The 20,734-nt window shown below is 36.9% G+C and carries 15 protein-coding genes; 7 read left to right on the forward strand and 8 right to left on the reverse strand.

What is annotated here, in order from left to right; all coding sequences use genetic code 11:
• The first annotated feature begins 101 nt into the window (after positions 1-101).
• A complete protein-coding gene (locus tag B0I22_RS09430; protein ID WP_133944409.1) occupies positions 102-2,429 on the forward strand; it encodes a T9SS type A sorting domain-containing protein in 2,328 nt (775 codons plus the stop codon).
• 56 nt (positions 2,430-2,485) lie between these two features.
• Here B0I22_RS09430 and B0I22_RS09435 read toward each other — a convergent pair whose 3' ends face one another.
• The 6 genes from B0I22_RS09435 to B0I22_RS09460 all read right to left on the reverse strand — a co-directional run bounded on the left by B0I22_RS09435 (position 2,486) and on the right by B0I22_RS09460 (position 11,504).
• Entirely contained in the window at positions 2,486-3,763 is a 1,278-nt protein-coding gene (locus B0I22_RS09435) for a DUF6080 domain-containing protein (RefSeq protein WP_246022181.1), read from the reverse strand.
• Positions 3,764-3,854: 91 nt separating this feature from the next.
• Positions 3,855-5,537, reverse strand: coding sequence for a T9SS type A sorting domain-containing protein (locus tag B0I22_RS09440; RefSeq protein ID WP_133944410.1), 1,683 nt, complete (start codon positions 5,535-5,537; stop codon positions 3,855-3,857).
• A 105-nt stretch (positions 5,538-5,642) separates the two neighbouring features.
• Complete coding sequence (locus tag B0I22_RS09445; protein ID WP_133944411.1) at positions 5,643-7,184, reverse strand: protein adenylyltransferase SelO; 1,542 nt, start codon at positions 7,182-7,184, stop codon at positions 5,643-5,645.
• Between the two features lie 40 nt (positions 7,185-7,224).
• Positions 7,225-9,582, reverse strand: coding sequence for a penicillin-binding protein 1A (locus B0I22_RS09450; protein WP_133944412.1), 2,358 nt, complete (start codon positions 9,580-9,582; stop codon positions 7,225-7,227).
• A gap of 7 nt (positions 9,583-9,589) precedes the next feature.
• Positions 9,590-10,051: a gliding motility lipoprotein GldH gene (locus B0I22_RS09455; RefSeq protein WP_246022182.1), complete on the reverse strand. Its 462-nt coding sequence runs from the start codon at positions 10,049-10,051 to the stop codon at positions 9,590-9,592.
• Positions 10,044-11,504, reverse strand: coding sequence for a PSP1 domain-containing protein (locus B0I22_RS09460; RefSeq protein ID WP_133944414.1), 1,461 nt, complete (start codon positions 11,502-11,504; stop codon positions 10,044-10,046). The genes B0I22_RS09455 and B0I22_RS09460 overlap by 8 nt, the downstream gene beginning before the upstream one ends.
• A gap of 449 nt (positions 11,505-11,953) precedes the next feature.
• Between B0I22_RS09460 and B0I22_RS09465 the strand changes: the two genes are divergently transcribed.
• The 4 genes from B0I22_RS09465 (at position 11,954) to B0I22_RS09480 (ending at position 15,728) form a co-directional block, all read left to right on the forward strand.
• On the forward strand, positions 11,954-13,189 hold the full coding sequence (locus B0I22_RS09465; protein ID WP_133944415.1) for an OmpP1/FadL family transporter: 1,236 nt from the start codon (positions 11,954-11,956) through the stop codon (positions 13,187-13,189).
• Between the two features lie 15 nt (positions 13,190-13,204).
• The gene (locus B0I22_RS09470) at positions 13,205-14,758 is read left to right on the forward strand and encodes an SGNH/GDSL hydrolase family protein (protein ID WP_133944416.1); all 1,554 of its coding nucleotides are present in this window, start codon (positions 13,205-13,207) and stop codon (positions 14,756-14,758) included.
• Positions 14,759-14,868: 110 nt separating this feature from the next.
• Positions 14,869-15,294 carry an RrF2 family transcriptional regulator gene (locus B0I22_RS09475; protein ID WP_133944417.1) on the forward strand — a complete coding sequence of 142 codons (426 nt, stop codon included), beginning with the start codon at positions 14,869-14,871 and terminating at the stop codon, positions 15,292-15,294.
• A gap of 2 nt (positions 15,295-15,296) precedes the next feature.
• The gene (locus tag B0I22_RS09480) at positions 15,297-15,728 is read left to right on the forward strand and encodes a nucleoside deaminase (RefSeq protein ID WP_133944418.1); all 432 of its coding nucleotides are present in this window, start codon (positions 15,297-15,299) and stop codon (positions 15,726-15,728) included.
• Here the strand turns inward: B0I22_RS09480 and B0I22_RS09485 are convergent, their stop codons facing one another.
• Together B0I22_RS09485 and B0I22_RS09490 are read right to left on the reverse strand one after the other, a co-directional pair.
• Entirely contained in the window at positions 15,729-16,487 is a 759-nt protein-coding gene (locus tag B0I22_RS09485; protein WP_133944419.1) for a type III pantothenate kinase, read from the reverse strand.
• Positions 16,488-16,596: 109 nt separating this feature from the next.
• Positions 16,597-18,456 carry a M1 family metallopeptidase gene (locus tag B0I22_RS09490; protein WP_133944420.1) on the reverse strand — a complete coding sequence of 620 codons (1,860 nt, stop codon included), beginning with the start codon at positions 18,454-18,456 and terminating at the stop codon, positions 16,597-16,599.
• Positions 18,457-18,694: 238 nt separating this feature from the next.
• Here B0I22_RS09490 and B0I22_RS09495 point away from each other — a divergent pair, with 238 nt between their 5' ends.
• Positions 18,695-19,141, forward strand: coding sequence for a hypothetical protein (locus B0I22_RS09495; protein WP_246022183.1), 447 nt, complete (start codon positions 18,695-18,697; stop codon positions 19,139-19,141).
• 380 nt (positions 19,142-19,521) lie between these two features.
• Complete coding sequence (locus B0I22_RS09500) at positions 19,522-20,649, forward strand: endo-1,4-beta-xylanase (protein ID WP_133944422.1); 1,128 nt, start codon at positions 19,522-19,524, stop codon at positions 20,647-20,649.
• Positions 20,650-20,734 lie beyond the last annotated feature (85 nt).

A 20,734-nucleotide genomic window follows, 5' to 3' on the forward strand; every position in this document is an offset into this window, starting at 1 on the left:
AATGTCACGTTTTTTCTTATTAAGTCTTGTTTATTCTTGTCATATATAATTGTTCTCGCGGATACGAAAATATATTTGCGAAACATTTAAATCTAATTGATATGAAGAAAACAGTCTTTACTTTATTTTTTATTCTGATTGCACAATTCTGCTTTTCACAAGTCAGTTTTGTTGGAAACCCAGATTATGGTCGTCTGAGAAATTTCGTTTATGACAAGACGACGCCAAATAAAATCTACGCCACATCGCTAATCGGAAAGCATATTTTAGTTTCAAATGATAACGGAATCACTTGGAATGTTCTTTACACTTTGCCTTATCCAGAATATGCGCCCAACATTTTGGAAATGCGTCTTACGAACAACGGAACCGCATTAAGCTTCATCGAATATTTTGGTGGCGGAAGTACTTTTAACAAAGTTGCGGTTTACGATTTGCGATCATCTGCAATCATCAAGGAAATCAATATTCCAGAAAATGAATCTATTTTCTCCATCGAAAATTATTCTCTTTTTGATGACGGAAATATGAATACTGCGACGATGTTTACAAAAGGAGACGAAGACAAATTTTTCACAACGACTGACGGCGGACTTAGCTGGAACAAAGTTTATGACGCGACCGATCACGAAAGTGTCATCTTGAATGACGCAATTATGGATCCGAAAAATCCACAGACGTTGTACATTGTTCGCAACGGCGGACCTGGAGATGAAGATGGTGGTTTTTTCAAATCGATTGATGGCGGAACAACCTGGACAGAATCTTTGAATGGATTAATTCTTCAATCTGTGGAAGTAGATCCAGTTGACAATAACATTATCTATGTTGGATCAGGTGTTCGTTGGAGTTATTTGGATCAGCATCAGGCCGTTTACAAATCTGTTGACGGCGGAAATACTTGGACTGAGCAAACACAAATCACTTGGTCTACAGATGAGATGGGACTTAAAAACGTTCCGAAAATCCACATCAACCCAAATGACAGCAATCACGTTTTAATATTGGCTGACGACAGAATTGCTGTTACAACCAATAGCGGAACCACTTGGACAACGACAGAACACGCCGGCTTAACGGACGGACAATCCTATTTCTACGGAATTGGAGCGGACTTCAATCCTTTCAATCTTAATGAAGTTCTGATTGCCAGCAATCGTTATCCGAAAATCTCAACCGACAAAGGTGTAACCTTATCGACGCTTAAAAATCCGTTCTTTGAAGGAATGGGAAATCTGAATATCATCAATGACAACGGAACAGACAAGTTGATGTACGGTGTTCAATATGGCTACACCATCAAGAATCTTGAAACCAATGAAGAAACGCCAATCAGTGTTTACCCTTTGAACGAAACTCCGATGGGAGCTCAAATCGGATTGGTGCACACAGACAAAGATTACCCGGGAAGAGTTTACACTTTTAATTCTTCTTTTATGGGAAGCACAATCAATGTAAGTAATGATTATGGCGCGACAACAATTCCAATCCATTCAACTTTTGACAACGGATTCACATCGGCAGAAACTGATTCTGCAAATCCAAATATCGCTTGGTTGGCAACTTTTAACGGAGTAAATGCGACATTGATCAAAGCTGATTTTGCAAATCCAGACGATGTTCAACTGGAGTTCATCGAGTTACCTTACAACGAAGATTTTATTTATGGAATCAAATCCAGCCAGAATAATCCTAACGAAGTTTTGGTAACCGTCGGAAACAAAATCTTCAAAACCACAAACGGCGGAACATCTTGGACAGAAATCACCAACGGATTACAAGATTTGACTCTGCCAAACATCGCTTTGGGATTGACTCAAAACCCATTAAATTTGAATCAATACACCATCTCTGCATCCAATGGAATCTACACATCTCTCGACGGTGGAAACAACTGGACGAAGATTTACACAGGAATGGTTCATAAAGTTGAGCATTCTACAAAGCAAAATGGACAGATCGTAGCAGTTGGATACACTTATTTAGATACGTTTCCAAAAGTGATCTATTCAAACGACAACGGAAACACTTGGACAGAAAAGGCTTCAACAAACTATTTCAATACGATTGTGATTTCTGGAGCTGTTCGTTTCGTTGATAATTTGAATGCGGAAGTTTATTTGACTTCTCAATCTCTTGGAATTTTGAAAGACCAAATCAGCCTTGAAGTTTTAGGAAATTCTGACCTTGAGAATCTTAAATCCGGAATCAATGTTTATCCAAATCCGACTAAAGATTTCATTAATATTAAATTGGACAAAAGCATTTCGAAGTTCAAAGCGAGCTTGTACAATGCCTCTGGACAAATGTTGTTATCGACAGAGAACAGATCCAGCATCAATATTTCAAACTTGAACACAGGAATCTACTTCTTGACTATCCAACCGGAAAACGGAAAAGCGATTACCAAGAAAATCATTAAGAACTAATTTTCTTAATTTTAATTTATATTCAAAAGCGATTCAGATATTCTGGGTCGCTTTTTTTATCTGTAATAAGTTTCGAGAAATTGATAAAACTCGGACATTCTGTAAAAGTTTGTGAAGCCAAGATAAACGGTCAGAATTAATAATGAGCCGTACAAAAATGTGAGCGGAAGTTTCTTTTCCTTAAAACTGAAAAACAGCCAGCCAATCAACAAAGGATAAACGAAAACGAAATGTCCACCATAAATGTAAGATGTATGAAGCCCGAATTTCAAAACGCAATGAATCAAAACATCAAAAAAAAACGTGATGACGAGCATCCAAACCAATTTGTTTTTGTGATTTTTGAAAACAGCCCAAATTGTCATTAATAAAATAATTGTAACGAAAAGATAAGGAACAACGGACGAGTAAACATCCATAAACAACGCTTTGTAGTAAAAGGTTTTGTCCTTGTTGTGATAATCGCGAATCTCAAAATTGGAGAACAAAATATTCCCGCCGAGAAACCAAGAAGATATCATATCCCAAAGTGGCGTGACTTTCGGTTTTGAGAATTTGTCGTATTGCTCGCCGGTTTTGTTGAAGAAATTCTGAACATTAAAATCCAATCTCAACAAAAACAGAAAAATGAAAACGCCTGCCGAAACTGCCATTTTCGAAACTGCAATTCCGATTTTTTTCCAATTCCAGAAGATTTTTTTCTCGAATAGAAACGGAATGTAAACTTTGACAATATTCGTAATCGTCAAACCACCGATGAAAACCGAACCCAAAATGGATGCGCCGAATGAAATCGTTTTATCTTCATTAATTTTTCTAGCTGAGTAATAATTGAAAACTGAAAGAAAAAGCAAAGTGTAAGTATAAGTTTCCGGCGTGAAACTCAACAAAATATTGGTCACAAATAAGCCATAAAAAGCCAAAATCAACAAACTGATTTTCAGCGGAAGTTGGATGATGTTATTCAAATATTTGAAAATCTGAACGTTGGCTAAACTTATAATTAATGTTGAAAGTAAAGCCAGTACCAACCGAAAAACTGAATCATATCGATTCCCAGAAATCCACAAAGCAAAATCCCGCACAACATCAAAAAAATAATTGGAAAGCGGATGTCTCTCAAAACCGCCTCCAGTCTGCACAATCGCCCGATTATCAAAACTGAAATAGCCATCCCAAGGAATTCTATCGTCGTAAATAATACTGAAATTATCCGCGATAAACCACGCATTAGCACCATAAACTACCACGAAAAACAGAAAAATGAAAGCTTCTGTTTTTGTGGATGGAAAAACGATCTTCAGGAAGGATAAAAATTTGTTCAGGAGTTTCAAACTTGAGATATTTTTGCAAAAATAGAGAAAACCCTTTCAGAATTTGAAATTCAGAAAGGGTTTTTATGATTTTAAATTTTGAAAATTAATTTTACTCTTTGATTATCTTTTCTGTTTGAACACCTTTATCCGTTGTTATCTTAGCAACATAATTGCCTTTTGGCAGATTTGCAACATTGGTTTCTTTTACGAAAGATGTTTTTAGCAATTGCCCAGTTGTGGAAAAGATTTCAACTTTTTGAAGTTTATCTTCTGTTTGGATTGTGAGAATATTTTTTACAGGATTTGGGTAGATTTTGGTTTGGGATTTTTGAGTTTGGTTTGTTGCCAACGTTAGATTACAATTTGTAGAATAAACAGCTTCCTGACCAATATAGTCTAGCAGATATGGAGCATTTTGATAATACCAATTTACATCATCTACTTCAACACAAAACAGTTTGGGAGCTAAAGCATGTAGGGTATCGGGAACAATCCAAAAATTAACCCTCACTTGATTTCCATTCTTTAAATTAAGTTCTTTTAAATCATAATTAGGTATCGCCCAAACCTGTACAAGCTGTGGGTTATGACTGACATCTAACTTAGTTAATTTATTACCATAACAATATAAGCCATCTGATTTTAAAAGAATATTTTTACTGACGTCAAGTTCAGTAAGATTATTATATGTGCAATATAAACCTTCTAACTTAGTGTTAGCAGTAACATTTAATTGACTTAGCTGATTTCCGTGACAACCAAAATTTTTTAAATTAATATTTTGAGACAGATTGATACTAGTTAATTGGTTATAGCTACAATTTACATACTCCAATTGAGGACTATATATTAAATTTAGAGATGATATCTCATTAGATCCACAATCCAAATGTAATAATTTTGAATTATAAAAAATATTTATACTAACTAATTTATTTTCTTTACAATCCAAAAACTTCAAGTTGGAATTTCGCGAAATATCTAGATTTGTTAAATTATTACCAGAACAATTTAATGTTTCCAAATTTACATTATTTGTAAGATCAAGTGAAGAAATTAAATTTGATCCTTCTACCCAGGAATAATTTTTACATTGTAAATTTTTCAGCTTATAATTGTATGAAAGATTTAAATTGCTCAATTTATTATAATTACAATTCAAAAATTCTAACTCAATATTTTTAGATATGTCTAATGTTGATATTTGATTATTGTGAACATCTAAATGTCTCAAATTAGTATTCTTTGATGTATCTAAATTTCTTATATAAATTTCTTCATTCCCATTATTATAATTATAATTACGGTTATAGCTACAATCTAAATACTGTAGTTGCAGATTCTTTGAAATATCAAGATTTGTTAATCTATTACCCGAACAAATCAACTTTTTCAAATTTGTGTTTTGATTTAAATTCAAAATCTCAATTTGTCCATCTGGAGCTTCATTATAACCATATTCATCAACAGTAATTCCACTACAATTGAGATTAATTAATTTTTTATTATTTGACAAATCTAATTGTTGAATAGAATTCAAACTACAATTTAAACCCGTGATTTCTGTAAAATATTCAATTCCCAACAATAGTGAAATTCCTTTATTGGAACAATCAATTTCACCCGTAAAAGCAATCGCTTCAGAAACTTGAATTTCATTATCGCCATTAGTATTGATAGCAGGATTGCCAACAAGATAAGCTTTGAAATTAGCGTCAGGAATATTTACAATTTGCGCAAAAGAAAATAGGCAAGACAATATGCCTGCAAGAATGAATAATTGTTTTCTCATAGATATTAGTTTATTTGCCAAAGGTATTTTAAACCAACAACTTTTCCTTACGGGAAACCGTAAATCAAATTAATATTATGTTAAATCATAACAAATCACTTTATTTTACGAACTACAAGACAACTGACTGCTTCCCGTCTGATTATCATACTTCGAAGGTCGCTTTTTATTGAATTCTGGAAATAGATTTTCGTAAGGATTTTCCAAAGCTTTTTTCAGTTTGAAGAATATTTCATAATTTCCATTTTCCGCATCCTGAATGGCTTCGAACAAGAGATAATTTCTTAGAATAAATTTCGGATTTGTTTTGGACATTAATTTCAGAGATTCGGTTTCTGAGATTTTATTTTTAAATTTTCTTGCCATATATTTTTCGATGAAATCCGATAATTTTTTTAATTCAGTTTCACTCATATTTCGGTAAAAAGAATCTTTAAAATCTTCTGCTTTAATGTCAGAAATTGGTTTTTCAAGTTGTTGGAAAAATATGGTGTAATCCAGATTTAAATCCTGCATCGTCTGTTGCCATTCGGTGAAAAACTTTTCATCTTCTGCTAGAACCTCATCAAAACCAAATTTATCCGCCAACATTTTATCGTGTTTCACCCAAAACTGCTTTCCGAAATTATCTAAGATTTTTTCTAAAACCTCAGCATCATCAATCAAAGGAAAAATCGCATTCGCCAAAGTCGCCAAGTTCCAATGTGAAATCTGACCTTGTTTCCCAAACGCGTATCGTCTTCCCGGCAAATCGGTTGTGTTTGGTGTAAATTCCAAATCATAACCATCCATCATAGAATAAGGTCCGTAATCTATCGTCAAACCAAGAATTGACATATTATCCGTATTCATCACACCGTGAACAAACCCGACGCGATACCAATCGATTACCATTTTCAAAGTTCTGTCGCAAATGGCTTGAAACCAATCGATATATTTTGTGGGATTATTTTCTGATGAAACTTCGGGGAAGAAATTTTCAATCGCATAATCTGCTAATTGCTTCAACAAATCTTCCTGTTTTCTGGCCGACAACAATTCAAAATGTCCAAACCTGAGGAAAGATTCAGCGGTTCTCACCACAACCGCACCTTGTTCCTTCTGCGGATTCCCAGAATATTGAATATCGCGAATCACATCTTCGCCAGTTTTGGAAAGACTCAAAGCTCGAGTCGTTGGAACGCCGAGATGAAACATCGCCTCACTCATCAGATATTCCCGAATCGAGGAACGGAGAACAGCTCGTCCGTCGGCAGTTCTGGAGTAAGGTGTTGCGCCAGCACCTTTCCATTGGATTTCGGTTTGATGATTTCCATTTTGGATTTCTCCAGCGTAGATGGCTCTTCCGTCTCCCAATTGTCCAGCCCAATTCCCAAACTGATGTCCCGCATAAGCTGTTGCATAAGTTTTTACGTTTTCTGGAAGATTTTGAGCTGAGAGAAAATCTTTATCGTTTTGATTTTCAATTTCCCCAAGTCCGATTTCTTCAGCAAGATTTTCATTAAAATCAATTAATTCTGTCTTTTCAAAATCGGCTGGTTCGACTGTGCAAAACATCACGTCGGGCGTTTGTCTTTGCATCATATTTCCAGAGAAATCACCTGGAAACAATTTCGTATATTTTTGAGTAATGAGATTGAGCTTCATATTTACAAAAAACCCGCATCAGAAATGCGGGTTATATTTTTTATTTATTAAAATCTATATCTTCTCCAGAATTGAGTGTTTCGTTAGAATTTTCTTCTTTCTTCACGGGTTTTTCTGGGACAATTTGTGTTGGATTTTTCAGTTCGTCGATGGATTGTAATCCGCCTTCGTCGCCGTATCCATTTCTTAGGTTATTCAAATCTGAACAACTTCCTGTCCAGTTGGCTGGCTTGATGAATTTATCCTCAGGAAGAATATTCAAAGCTTTATCAGCAAAAACCTTTTTCATATAAATGGCCCAAATTGGAAGTCCCATTTTCGCTCCTTGTCCTTCGCCTGTGCTCCAAAAGTGTGTTGCTCTGTCTTCCCAACCAACCCAAACGTCAGTCGCTAGTTTTGGAACAATTCCTACAAACCATCCATCTGAGTTTTTCTGCGTTGTTCCGGTTTTACCTGCGATTTCTACACTTGCAGGAATTCCTCGTCTTCTCAATTCTCCGGAAGCTGTCCCGAATTCCGTTACGCCTTTCATCAAATCGAGCATTGTATAAGCGTACATTTCGTTCATTACTTCTTTCACGACAGGTTTCACTTCTTTTATAACGCGTCCGTTGGCATCTTCGATCCTCCAAATCATTTCCGGTTTTGTATAGTTTCCGAAATTGGCGAACGTACTGAACGCTCCTAACATTTCATAAATTGTAATATCAGAAGTACCCAAAGCCATTGGCAAATGTTTATCGATAGGACTTGTCACACCTAAATCTCGTGCAAGCTGGATGACATTTTCCGTTCCTGACATTTCTGCCAATCTAATTGCCACAGGGTTTAAAGATTTTGCAATACCTTCTTTCATTGTGACGCTTCCTCCCCCACCTTTCACGTGCCAACTTCCTTTAGAATAAGACGCATTGGAGACTGCTGAACAAGGCGTCATCCCAAGATGCATAATTGCTGTTGCATATACAAATGGTTTGAAAGTAGATCCTACCTGACGTTTCCCTTGTTTCACGTGATCGTACTGGAAATGTTGCCAGTTGATTCCCCCAACCCAAGCTTTGATATCGCCCGTCGCAGGTTCCATAGACATCAAACCAGCTTGTGCAATCTGCTTGTGATAACGGATAGAATCCCAAGGTGACATTTCAACTTCTTCTTCGCCTTGCCAAGTAAATCTGGTCATTTTTGTCGGCTCGTGGAAATCAAGCATAATAGAATCTTCAGACATCCCTTCTGCTTTCAATTGTTTGTAACGCCCTGTTCTTTTGACTGCGGACATCATCAAACCATTGATTTGAGTTTTATTAAGATTATAATAAGGACGGTTTGGATTTCGTCTCATCTCATTATCAAAATTTTTCTGTAATGCTGTCAAGTGTTCTTTGATTGCCTCCTCAGCATATCTTTGCATTCTGGAATCCAATGTCACATAGATTTTCAATCCATTTTTGTAAAGATTGAGTTCTTTTCCTGTCTCTTTTTCGTAAGCCTCGAGATATTGTTGAATCTCTTTTCTTAGGTAAAATTTGTAATAAGCAGAGTAACCTTCTTCAACAGATTCTATCTCGTGGAAATCTACGACAATTGGCTCACTTACAGCTTTTTCATAAGTAGAATTATCAATATATCCGGTTTCTAACATTTGCTTCAAAACCACATCTCTTCTCACTTTCGCCTTTTCAGGATTTCTGTACGGATTATTTCTTCTTGGCGCCTCCAGCATTGCTACAAACGTCGCCGCTTCCGGCAAAGTCAATTGGTTTACAGATTTATTAAAATAAACTCTGGAAGCCATTTCAATTCCTTTTGCATTGAAAAGGAAATCCATTTTGTTGAAATATAATGCAATGATTTCTTCCTTCGTGTAGCGTTTTTCCAAACTTACAGCAACACTCCATTCTTTCAGTTTTTGGAATGCTCTTTCAATTTTATTTTGAGAAGCATTTCCTGTAAACAATAGTTTTGCAAGCTGTTGCGTAATGGTAGAACCTCCACCTCTTTCGCCTCCAAATCGGATTGCTCTTGCGATAGATTTTAAATCAATCCCGGAATGTTCTTTGAAACGCTCATCTTCTTTTGCCTGCAAAGCATAAACCAAATATGGCGGTAACTGTTTGTAAGTCACTGGTTTGGTTTTTTCTTTTTCGAATTTTCCAAGAAGCACATTATCAGAAGAATAAATCTCCGATGCGACGTAAATATCTGGATTTTCCAGCTCCTTCACATCGGGCATATCGCCTACAAAACCTTGCGAAACGGCAAAAAACAATCCAGAAATTCCTAAAACCACAGCAAAAAACGCTATCCAAATGAACTTGATCCATTTTCTGATTCCGGATTTTGCTTTCTTCTTGTCTGGCAGAGGAAAAGTTTTATGTTCAGTTTTCTTATTTTCCATTAATAAATTATGGCTTTAAGTTTTGAATTTTAATTCCTAAATCTTCTATTCCCGGCAAAATATCCTTTCTCATTGCCTGGACAACTTTGACAGAATATTTCCCATTTTTTGGAAATTTATAATTGAGTTTGTACTGAAAAATAATTTCTTTCGTATCTCCGAAACCTGTTCCAATCCATTCTCCATTTGGTTTTGCTAATATAAAATTAAGCGTATCTGTTGAGATATTCTTCTTATTCTGTTCGATACTGGCGATCAGTCTAAGATTGCTGTACGGATAATCATTATTATTCCGAACAACAAACATTAAGTTTTTCTGATTTTGAGCATCTTTCACATCAAAATCAAATGTTTGAGCCGTTTTCTTTTTCCATTGATTACCAACTTCTTTCATCAAAACTTGATCATCTCCGTTTTGACAAGAACTCACAGATAAAAATAGGATAAAAACGACTATAAATCTAAGCATTACCTTCATTTTTCGGCGGAAATTTCTTTTTCGGTTTCTTGAACGGTTTTTTCTGCGTTTTATTTTCCGCTGACGGATTATCTGCTGACTGAGCTATCGGCGCAGTCGCTTTATTTTCTACAGGTTTTTGCTCGTTTTGGCGATTTCTGTTGTCACCTTGTCTCGGATTTTTATTTTGTCTTGGCTGATTTCCATTCGGTTGAGCTTTTGGTGCGCCATCTTTGTTTTCCGCAGGTTTTTGCTCGTTCGGACGGTTTCTGTTATCCGATTGTCTTGGATTTTTGTTGTCAGATTGTGGTCTGGCAGGTCTGTTTTCCTGTGGTTTCGGATTTCTATCGCGGTTGTTGTTTGGTCTTGACTTTCTATTTTTCTTTTCGAAGCGGTCAACGCTGTTTTCCTGAATCAAATCAGAAGTTACCATACGGTTTTCAATCACTTTCACATCTTCCAAAGCCTTAGATTTCTCACCTTTTTTATTAAGGATAATCATCTTCTGAACTTCGTAAATATCGATGTCATACCACGCCATTGAGTTTTCTACATACGCAAACCACATTTTCTTTTTGAAAACATCGATTTTGATGCAGAATGCTCTTCCTTTTTCGGTATTCAAAACTGTACTTGACGATGGGAAATCTCTTAATACATCAAGATAAGTGTCCAATTCATAATTAAGACAACATTTCAATTTTCCGCATTGTCCAGCTAATTTTTGAGGATTGATGCTCAACTGCTGGTAACGCGCCGCATTGGTATTCACAGAACGGAAATCCGTCAACCAAGTAGAACAACAAAGTTCACGGCCACAAGACCCGATTCCACCAACTTTTGCAGATTCTTGACGGAAGCCAATTTGCTTCATATCAATCTTGGTTCTGAAAAGAGAAGCGTATTCTTTGATCAATTGTCGGAAATCAATTCGGTTGTCGGCCGTATAATAAAATGTAACTTTTGAGCCATCACCTTGATATTCAACATCTGTGATCTTCATTTCAAGATTCAATCCGTAAGCAATTTTACGCGCTTCTACCTTGAGCGCATTTTCCTTATTTCTAAGGTCTTGCCACGTTTCTACATCTTTTTGATTTGCCAAACGATAGACTTTTTGCAAGCTATCTTGGTGCACATTTTTCTTTTTCATCTGGATTTTTACTAATTCTCCAGAAAGACTTACTACACCTATATCGTGACCCGGACTAGATTCTACAGCGATAATACTTCCTATATGTAAAGGCAGGTTGTTGACGTTTCTATAATATAATTTACGTTCGTTTTTAAAACGAACTTCCACATATTCTGAACTTTTTGAACCCGAAGGATTAACATCGGAAAGCCAGTCAAAAACACTTAATTTATAACTATTGCCACAAGTATCTACACTACTGCACCCACTGGCACTCTTCGTACCGCAAGAGTGGGAAGAATCGCCGGATGTTTTACATCCACAACTCATATTTTAATTTTTTTATGTCGAATGCAAAGTTAATATAAATTTTATTAGAGCTTGATGAATATCTTTTTTAAAAATATTTTTTTATTGATTTTTAGTTAATACTATGTTAATATTGATAAATAACCAATACAAACACCAATACTTTATGATATGCTTAAAATTAAAAGTTGCATTTTAAGTAGGTTTAAACCAATTCGTTTAAAATTAAACTCCTTCAAAATAATTTAATTTAAAAATTATAACTACAATATTATCAATCGAATAAATAATTATGGTAATTAAACAATTATTCTTAGAATAGCAATGTTTAACTTTTTTTACGATTTTTTATAATTGTTATTGAAATAATTATAAATTTGGAACATTAATAATCATTGTATGAAATCGCTTTGGCTGGCAAGACAGATATTTGCGATGACATATCAACTTTAAAACAATAAAATCGACATATGAAAAGAATTTTAATGACCGCGGCATTAACTGCCGGAGTAATGGCATACGCAGGAGGATTCCGAGTATCGCTACAGGGTGTAAAGCAGTTGGCAATGGCTCACACCAGTGCTCACGCAGAGGATGCGAGTGTTGCATTTTTCAATCCTGCCGGTATTTCTTTTATTCCTTCAAAACTGAGTGTAGTAGCCGGAGGTTTTGGCGCATCTAACAAGGTGACGTACCAAAATACAAGCACATTGCAACAAGCAGAAACTGACAACCCACTAGGAACACCAATCTATGCAGCAGTTGCCTACAAAGTTTTGGACAATGTATCATTAGGTTTCAGTTTTACTACGCCTTTTGGTAGTACTATTGAATGGCCAACGACTTGGGAAGGCGCAGAGATGGTTCAAAAATTAGAATTGAAAAGTTACTATTTCCAACCAATGGTCTCTGTGAAATTGGCACCTTGGGCATCTTTTGGAGCAAGCTACATCTATGCAAAAGGAAAAGTAGATTGGACAAAAGGCGTGACTCAACTTGGCGGATCTCTTAATCTATTAGATGATGAAGCTACAGGACACGGTTTTGGTTTTGGATTCTACTTCCAACCGGACAGCAAGTGGGACGTGAGTGTTGCTTACCGTTCTCCTGTGGATATGAAAGCTGAAAACGGAAAAGCTACTTTCAATATTTCTTCTGCACTATATCCTAATATTGGTTTGGCTGCAACTGGTGGTGTAGACCGTTTCAAAGCGACATTGCCTTTGGTAGATGAAATCACTTTGGGGGCAACATATAAAGTAACTCCAAAATGGCAAGTCTCTGCAGATTTCAACTATCACGGATGGGAAAGATACAGCAGATTGACTTTGGATTTTGATAATGCTCCAGTTGGGAACCAAGCTGATCCAACAGTATTGGTGTCTCCGAAAAACTTTAAAAATGCTAAGACTTTCCGATTGGGAACACAATATATGGTTACAGATATGATTGCTGCAAGACTCGGTTGGTACTATGACGAGTCTCCTTATGAGGACAAAGACTTCATCCCAGAAACACCTTCTTTTGATTCTTATGTGATCACAGCAGGTCTTGGATTCAAATTCAACAAATTGGGTGTGGATGTTTCAGGTGCCTATGCAATGCCACAAAGCAGAACATTCAACAATCCTTATTACAACTTTGCAGGACAGGCTAAGGCTAAAGCATTTTACTTTGGTTTAGGATTATCTTATAACGCATTTTAAAAATCAGAATTAATTATGAAAAAGATATTTTTATCAAGTATAGCAGCTTCGCTTTTGTTTACGGTGAGTTGCCAGAATGATTTCGAAAACAGTACAGAGGATGTGGTTGTAACTTCTGGTGAGGCAGATTTCTCAAAATATGTAGCATTAGGTAACTCTTTGACCGCAGGATATAGAGATGGTGCATTATATTCCAGCGGACAAGCAGAATCATATCCATCGATGCTTGCGGGACAAATGAAATTGGCAGGCGGCGGAGAATTCTCTCAACCTTTGATGCCAAATGATGTCGGTGGATTCATCGGACTTCCAGGCTTTGGAGGGAGATACAATCTTCAATTAGTAGATAAAAAAGACCATACGGGAACAGTTGTAAGTCAAAGTTTATCACCTGTTCAGGCTCCTGCAGCCGCAACTCTGGATGTAATTGGAGGTGCTGGAAAATCTTTTAGTAATATGGGTGTTCCGGGAGCTAAATCTTTCCATTTAATCACTCCAGGCTATGGAAATGTTGCCAATCTGCCAATTGCTGCTGCAAACCCTTACTTCGTGAGATTTGCGACTTCTCCTTCTACAACTGTTTTAGCAGATGCAATGGCGCAATCTCCAACATTTTTCTCACTTTGGATTGGTGCGAATGATGTATTGTCTTATTCTACCAATGGTGGAACCAATTCTCAGACAGTAGGTGGCGTAACAACTTACACTCAAGCGACGGATCAAAAAGACAATCCTAATCCTGCAACTTACAGGTCTAATGACATCTCAGATCCTGGACTGGTTACAGTTGCAATAAAGACTGTTTTAGATGGATTAAAAAGCAAAGGTGCTACAAAAGGCGTTATTGCTAATATTCCTTACGTAACATCTATTCCATACTTCACGACGGTTCCTTACAATCCGGTTCCACTTGCCGCAGCATCTGCAGCTACCCTCAATGGAAACTTTGCTATGATAAACGGCGCATTAGCAAGCGCTGGACAGCCAAAAAGATTTATGACTTTAACTGCATCAGCTAATAATCCTGTGCTAATTGTGGACAAGAGTTTATTGGATATTTCAACTTTCCTTCCTCCACAATATGCAATGTACGGACAGGCAAGACATGCCACTGCAGAGGATTTAATTTTGCTACCCGCGTCATCAATCATTGGGATAGACCCTACAACAGGATTACCGCCAGCTCCAACTTCACAAATGATTGGAGGTGTTACCATTCCACTTGCAGATCAGTTGGTTTTGACGAAAACAGAAGCAGCAAAAGTACAAGCAGCAACAGAAGCATACAACACGGCTATCAAAGGTTTAGCTGATTCTTATGGATTAGCTTTCGTAGATGCTAATGCTAAAATGAAAGAGTTAAACTCAGCATCAGGAATCCAATGGGATGGTGTGAAATACACTGCGAAATTTGTAACTGGTGGTGCATTCTCTCTTGATGGCGTCCATCCTCTAGGACGTGGTTACGCAATCATTGCTAACGAGTTCCTTAAAGCTATTAATAACAAATACAGATCAAATCTCCCTATGGTAAGTCCTAATTCTTATTCCGGAGTTAAGTTTCCTTAATTAGGAATTTAATAATAATTTTCAAACCGTCTCAAAGTCAATTTTGGGACGGTTTTTTTATTGCATCAAATAATATTTCCAAAATCTAAAATTTTGATTATTTTTACACTATGCTTTCAAAAAGAGTCAAATACGCGATCAAAACTTTGCTTTTCCTCAACAGGAAAGACAATGCTTCTTTATTTTCTGCCAAAAAAATATCGGAGAACGAGCGTATTCCGCTCAAATTTCTAGAGCAAATCTTGAGAGAACTAAAGCAAAACAAAATTCTCAAAAGCGAACGAGGCGCAGAAGGTGGTTATACTTTTATGAAAGATCCGGCAGACATCAAGGTTTTGGATGTCATCAGAATCGTGGATGGGCCTGTCGCAATGTTGCCTTGTGCTTCTCTCAATTTCTATGAAAAATGTGCAGACTGCACAGACGAAGCGACTTGTGGCATCAGAAAATTATTAATCAACGTTCGTGACAGTATGCTTCCAATCTTGGATACTAGCATCGCAGATATGACAAAATCTGAGAATTTCCCTATTTAAATATGTTCAACGACGAATATTTTATGAGAATGGCTTTCCAGGAAGCTCAACTGGCCTTTGAAAAAGATGAAGTTCCGATTGGTTGCGTCATTGTTTCAAATGACAGAATCATTGCAAAATCTCATAATCTCACAGAAACGCTGAATGATGTCACCGCCCACGCCGAAATGCAGGCCATCACTTCCGGAGCGAATTATCTCGGTGGAAAATATCTTCAGAATTGTACGATGTATGTCACTCTGGAACCTTGTGTGATGTGTGCTGGTGCGCTCAGTTGGTCCCAAATCACGAAGGTTGTAATTGGTGCGAGAGATGAACAACGCGGTTTCATTAACAAAGGTTTATCGCTTCATCCAAAAACGGAAGTTGTGACCGGAATTATGGAAAATGAATGTTCAACGATTGTAAAAGATTTTTTCCGAAACAAAAGATAGTTACAAATCTTTCCCTAAAAAATACAATCCTTTCAAAGTGTGAAGTCTGTCTGCGATATTGATTTTATCTGTCAAAGGTTTGTAAACGTGGCTCACTCCGCCGGTTGCGATGACGAAACAATTATCCTCAACCTCATCATTAATCCTATCAATAAAACCTTCTACCATTCCGAGAAACCCGTAAACCATTCCACTTTGCATACAACTGATGGTGTCCAATCCCAAAACAGTTTTCGGTTTTACCAGTTCTATTTCCGGCAATTGTGCTGTTCCTTGAATCAAACTATTGAGTGAAGTAATGATTCCCGGAGCGATAATCACGCCCAGCGTTTCACCATTTTCATCCAAACAACTTGCGGTAAGCGCCGTTCCAAAATCCAGAATAATTTTCTTCTGTTTCGGATAAAGATTGTGTGCGGCGACAAGATTCGCGTAGATATCCGTTCCCATTTGTTTGGATTTCGGAATCACACCGGAAGGCGTATTTCTGTCCACGATGACAGGCGGTTTCTGATGGATTTTCCTAACCGCACTTGCAATCACCTTCGTCAATTGAGGCACCACAGAACCGATGATGATTTTTTCAATTTTATCAATATCAATTTTATAGGTTTGATACAACATCAAAATCTGAACATACAGTTCGTCGGTGGTTTTGTAAGGTTTTGTATTGATGACCCACGAGATGTCACAATTGTCATCATCAAACAAGCCGAAGCGGATATTGGTGTTTCCTATGTTGATTACGATACTGTTCATTTCTTATTTTTTGTCCGAAGTCCGATGCTGGAAGACGGAAGTTTTTAAAATTGCTTTAATTGTTATGTTATCGAAGTTAAATCTTCCAACTTCTGACATCCAGCTTCTACTACTTTACTTCCAGATAATTATCTTCCGGACTTACATCTGCCAAACGCTGGCTGAAATCAATTCCCATCGCTGACAATTGAGATTTGGTGTAAGGAATTGTGAAGCTGTATTCCTGTTGCGTCCAAGCCCAATAAGGCAACGTTTTGAACGGTCCATAAATATCTTTCGATTTCCAAGTTCTGGTAAGACTTGATGGAATATTATAATTAATGACCTTCTTGTCTTTCGTCAAAATACTAAAGTCGATGGGCATTGGAACACCACCTTTGTTTACCAAAGTGATTGTGGTAGATTCAGGATCGTATTTCACATTTTTGATCCCGTAATCAATGGTTTTGGTTGTGTTGATCCAATAATGCTGGAACCACTTCAAATCCATTCCGGAGATTTGCTGTGCGATGTGGATAAAATCTCTTTCTGTCGGGTGCTTCATTGCCCAATCGTCGTAATATTTTATCATAATTCGGTTGAGATTCTCTTCCCCAACAATGTAACCCAGCTGTACCAAAAACATTTCGCCTTTGATGTAACTTGCATAGGTGTAAGCCGTTCCATTATCGTGATGGTCTGCCAACCAAACTGCTGGCTCTTCTTTTCCGGATTTTGTAAAATTAATATAAGCTCGGATAGCATCTGTAAATGGATTTGGTTTAGGTTCTGTTGGCGGGAACAATCTGTAGGACACAAAATCTTCCGCATATTGCGTGAAACCTTCATCCATCCAAGGTCTTACACTTTCATTGGTCGCTAGCATCTGCTGAAACCAAGAGTGCGCACCTTCGTGGAACATCAATCCAGTGAGACCTTCCAAACTTGTAGCTTCTCCCAAAATCATTGTGCACATTCCGTATTCCATTCCGCCATCACCACCTTGAATAAAGGAGTAGCTCGGCCATTTGTAACGCCCGAAAGTTGCGTTCATCAATTGGAAGAATTTTGTAATATATGGTTTTGATTCTTCCCAATGTTTTGTTTTTTCTGATTTTTGATAGACTAAGAAAACTTTTGGCCCATCCAAAATCGGAAAACTTTCAACAGTGTAATCTCTGTCCGCCGCCCAAGCGAAGTCCAGAATATTTTTGGCTGTCCATTTCCAATTTACTTTGTTGGCAATGTCTGGTTTTACTTCCGCCGTTTTGCTGTAACCTTTTACGTCATTAGGATTTTCGAGATTTCCACCAGCGCCGATAACATAGTCTTTATCGATTTTGATATTCACTTCATAATCAGAAAACGGCGCGTGGAACTCTCTCCCGATATAATCAAAAGTTGCCCAGCCGTCATAATCATATTCAGCGATTTTCGGATACCATTGGCTCATCGTCATATCGATTCCCTCGCGGTTGTTTCTTCCTGCTCTACGGATTTGCATTGGGATCACAGCGTCCCATTCCATTGTAAAAGTGGTGGAAGAATTTGGTTTGATAGCTTCAGCAAGGTAAACTTTCATAATAGTTCCCTGAATCTCAAACTTCAAATCTTTTCCATTCTGCTTTATCCAACGAATGTTTTGCGCGCCTTCTTCGTTCTTAGGAATCTCGGACAATCTGGAAATCACCGTATTTCCAACTCGTTTTGACAATCTTCCATCCGCATTTACACCTTGACCTGCCACACGCTGATCCATCATAGATCCAACCTTGAACGCATTCCAATACAAATGGAAATACGCCACTCTCAACTCGTCGGGTGAATTGTTTTGATATTGCAAAGTCTGTTTCCCTTGGTAAGTGAAGTTGGTCGCATCCACATCAATATCCATTTTGTATTTTGCATATTGCTGAGAGTAAGCGTTTTGCTGAGCCAACGAAAAGAAAGAGAAAAGAGCGAAGACTAAAGAGAATTTTAGTTTTTTCATAGACTTATGATTAAACCTAAAAGGTTTGTTATAATAATTTTATCAAAAATACTAAGTTTTTGTTGAATGGCAAGTTGTGGAGAGTTTAAGATTGAAATCTATTGAGGGAAGTTTGTATCTTTGGAAGACATCTTTTTAATAAAAATTTAAAATGAAACTAATAATCGGAATAATAACATTGAGCTTCCTAATGTTAAATTGCAATAAAAAGAATTCCAGTTCAAACAAAGAATTAAAGATGGATAATAAAGAATTAATTAATCATATCAAATTGGCTATTAATCCTAAATTTCAAGATTGGGTAGTATTCAAAAATGGTATTTATATTATTTTCGATGACGCTGATACTATAAAAGACATTCATAATGAAGCGTTGAAACAAATGAGGGAATTCGGACCAGTTTATGCTGGTGGTCCTGCAGGAGATTTTGGAATTACTACATTAAATAAAACTGATGGTTGGATTGTTTCTGGGCACGGTTATGGAATGTATACTTATGTTAATCCTTTAGAATTGAGTATTAAAAATCCAAGCGATTCAGAAATTGGTTTATTTGGAAGAAACAAGAGAGATTTGGACGGGAAAAATCCAGAAATAATCTTTGTCAATCATAAAAAGCAATCTCTACAAATTCTGTTTAGATTCCTAGGGAATGACAAAATTGGTTTTTATGCTGACTGTTGATTTATGCTGAATCCGCAGCCCGACTTGAGCGGAAATCCTTTTTTGCTTTGACTTCAAGTTCTATTAAACTGAAATCGTCTGCAAAAAAGATTGGGAGCGGAAGGCGGAAATAGTTGCCCAAATGAAATTCTTTATTGTTAAGACTTACCATAAATTTCAGCAATTAAAATCAATTTAAGTTCAACTTTAACAGACTTCAACTCAAAAGTTAATTAGTCGATAATGATGATTTTTGGAACTTTGAAAGTATTCGATAAATTTTTCAAAAACTTCTGAAGATTGTTTGTGTAAGCATCATTAGCAATTCAAAGCATTAAAACAAATGTTAATTTCCCGTTTATTTTATTTTTCTATATTTAGTTAAATCAATATTCGAGTTTATGAGACAGTGCCTTATCATATTTAGTGTTTTAATTTCTTTCGTTAGTTTTTCTCAGAATGTGAAATTCAAAGATGCTTATTCCAAAGTGTTCAAAATCGGAACGGCCGTGAACCACGATATCGTGAGCGGAAAAGATAAAAAACAACAGGCTATTGTTCTGGAACATTTCAACACGATAACGCCGGAAAACTGTATGAAAGCCGAAGTTGTGAATCCTCTTCCCGGGAAATTCGATTTTTCGCAGGCGGATGCTTTTGTGAATTTTGGTTTGAAAAATAAAATGTTCATCGTAGGTCATACTTTGGTGTGGAAAAATCAAACGCCTGACTGGTTCTTTAAAAATGAAGATGGAACTCAAAAAACCAAAGAACAAACCAAAGAACGTCTGCACGACCATATCAAATTGGTCGCAAGCCGATATGCCGGAAAAGTGCAAGCTTGGGATGTTGTGAATGAAGTGATTGATGATGACGGCAGTTACCGTAACGAAGGATGGGTAAAAGGTATTGGCGATGGCGACGAACTGATGAGATTGTCTTTTCAATACGCAGCCAAATATTCTCCCAATACAGAATTATATTACAACGACTTCAATGCGTGGCGACCAGAAAAAGTGAAAGGCATTGTACGAATGGTAAAAATGCTACAAGCCAACGGAATCCGAATTGACGGCATCGGAATCCAAGGTCATTGGGGGCTGAACTATCCGAAAAATCAATACATCGAAGAGGCGATAGATGCTTACGCTGCCTGCGGAATCAAAGTAATGATTACGGAAATTGATGTGGATGTTTTGCCTGTGACAAAGGAAGGGCAAATCATTGGTCAGGCTTTTAAGCATAAGCAGTTTCAGAATGAGGAATTCAAAACTTATCTTGACCCTTACATCAATGGACTCCCAAAAGATGTGGACGAACAATTAGCTAATCGATATGCAGAATTGTTCCAAATTTTCTACAAAAAAAGAGATAAACTGGACCGTGTTACAACGTGGGGAATGAAGGACGAAATGTCTTGGAAAAACGATTATCCAATTCCTGGAAGAACAAACTATCCGCTACTTTGGGATAGAAATGGAAATCCTAAAAAAGCTTTGCAAAAAGTGATTGAAGTTCCTAAGAAATAGATTTTATCTCTCGCAGATTGGGCAAATTTTGCAGATTATTTTTTTTATTAATCTGCTGAATCTGTAAAATCTGCGAGAAATATAT

This window comes from Epilithonimonas xixisoli (assembly GCF_004365655.1).
In the GTDB taxonomy this organism is placed as follows: Bacteria; Bacteroidota; Bacteroidia; order Flavobacteriales; family Weeksellaceae; genus Epilithonimonas; species Epilithonimonas xixisoli.

Excerpts from the sequence above, each read along its gene's own strand:
- B0I22_RS09445 (WP_133944411.1), bottom strand. The coding sequence starts at position 7,184 with ATGAAGCTCAATCTCATTACTCAAAAATATACGAAATTGTTTCCAGGT.
- B0I22_RS09450 (WP_133944412.1), bottom strand. The coding sequence starts at position 9,582 with ATGGAAAATAAGAAAACTGAACATAAAACTTTTCCTCTGCCAGACAAG.
- B0I22_RS09465 (WP_133944415.1), top strand. The coding sequence starts at position 11,954 with ATGAAAAGAATTTTAATGACCGCGGCATTAACTGCCGGAGTAATGGCA.
- B0I22_RS09460 (WP_133944414.1), bottom strand. The coding sequence starts at position 11,504 with ATGAGTTGTGGATGTAAAACATCCGGCGATTCTTCCCACTCTTGCGGT.
- B0I22_RS09455 (WP_246022182.1), bottom strand. The coding sequence starts at position 10,051 with ATGCTTAGATTTATAGTCGTTTTTATCCTATTTTTATCTGTGAGTTCT.
- B0I22_RS09490 (WP_133944420.1), bottom strand. The coding sequence starts at position 18,456 with ATGAAAAAACTAAAATTCTCTTTAGTCTTCGCTCTTTTCTCTTTCTTT.
- B0I22_RS09475 (WP_133944417.1), top strand. The coding sequence starts at position 14,869 with ATGCTTTCAAAAAGAGTCAAATACGCGATCAAAACTTTGCTTTTCCTC.
- B0I22_RS09495 (WP_246022183.1), top strand. The coding sequence starts at position 18,695 with ATGGATAATAAAGAATTAATTAATCATATCAAATTGGCTATTAATCCT.
- B0I22_RS09440 (WP_133944410.1), bottom strand. The coding sequence starts at position 5,537 with ATGAGAAAACAATTATTCATTCTTGCAGGCATATTGTCTTGCCTATTT.
- B0I22_RS09485 (WP_133944419.1), bottom strand. The coding sequence starts at position 16,487 with ATGAACAGTATCGTAATCAACATAGGAAACACCAATATCCGCTTCGGC.
- B0I22_RS09500 (WP_133944422.1), top strand. The coding sequence starts at position 19,522 with ATGAGACAGTGCCTTATCATATTTAGTGTTTTAATTTCTTTCGTTAGT.
- B0I22_RS09430 (WP_133944409.1), top strand. The coding sequence starts at position 102 with ATGAAGAAAACAGTCTTTACTTTATTTTTTATTCTGATTGCACAATTC.
- B0I22_RS09470 (WP_133944416.1), top strand. The coding sequence starts at position 13,205 with ATGAAAAAGATATTTTTATCAAGTATAGCAGCTTCGCTTTTGTTTACG.
- B0I22_RS09480 (WP_133944418.1), top strand. The coding sequence starts at position 15,297 with ATGTTCAACGACGAATATTTTATGAGAATGGCTTTCCAGGAAGCTCAA.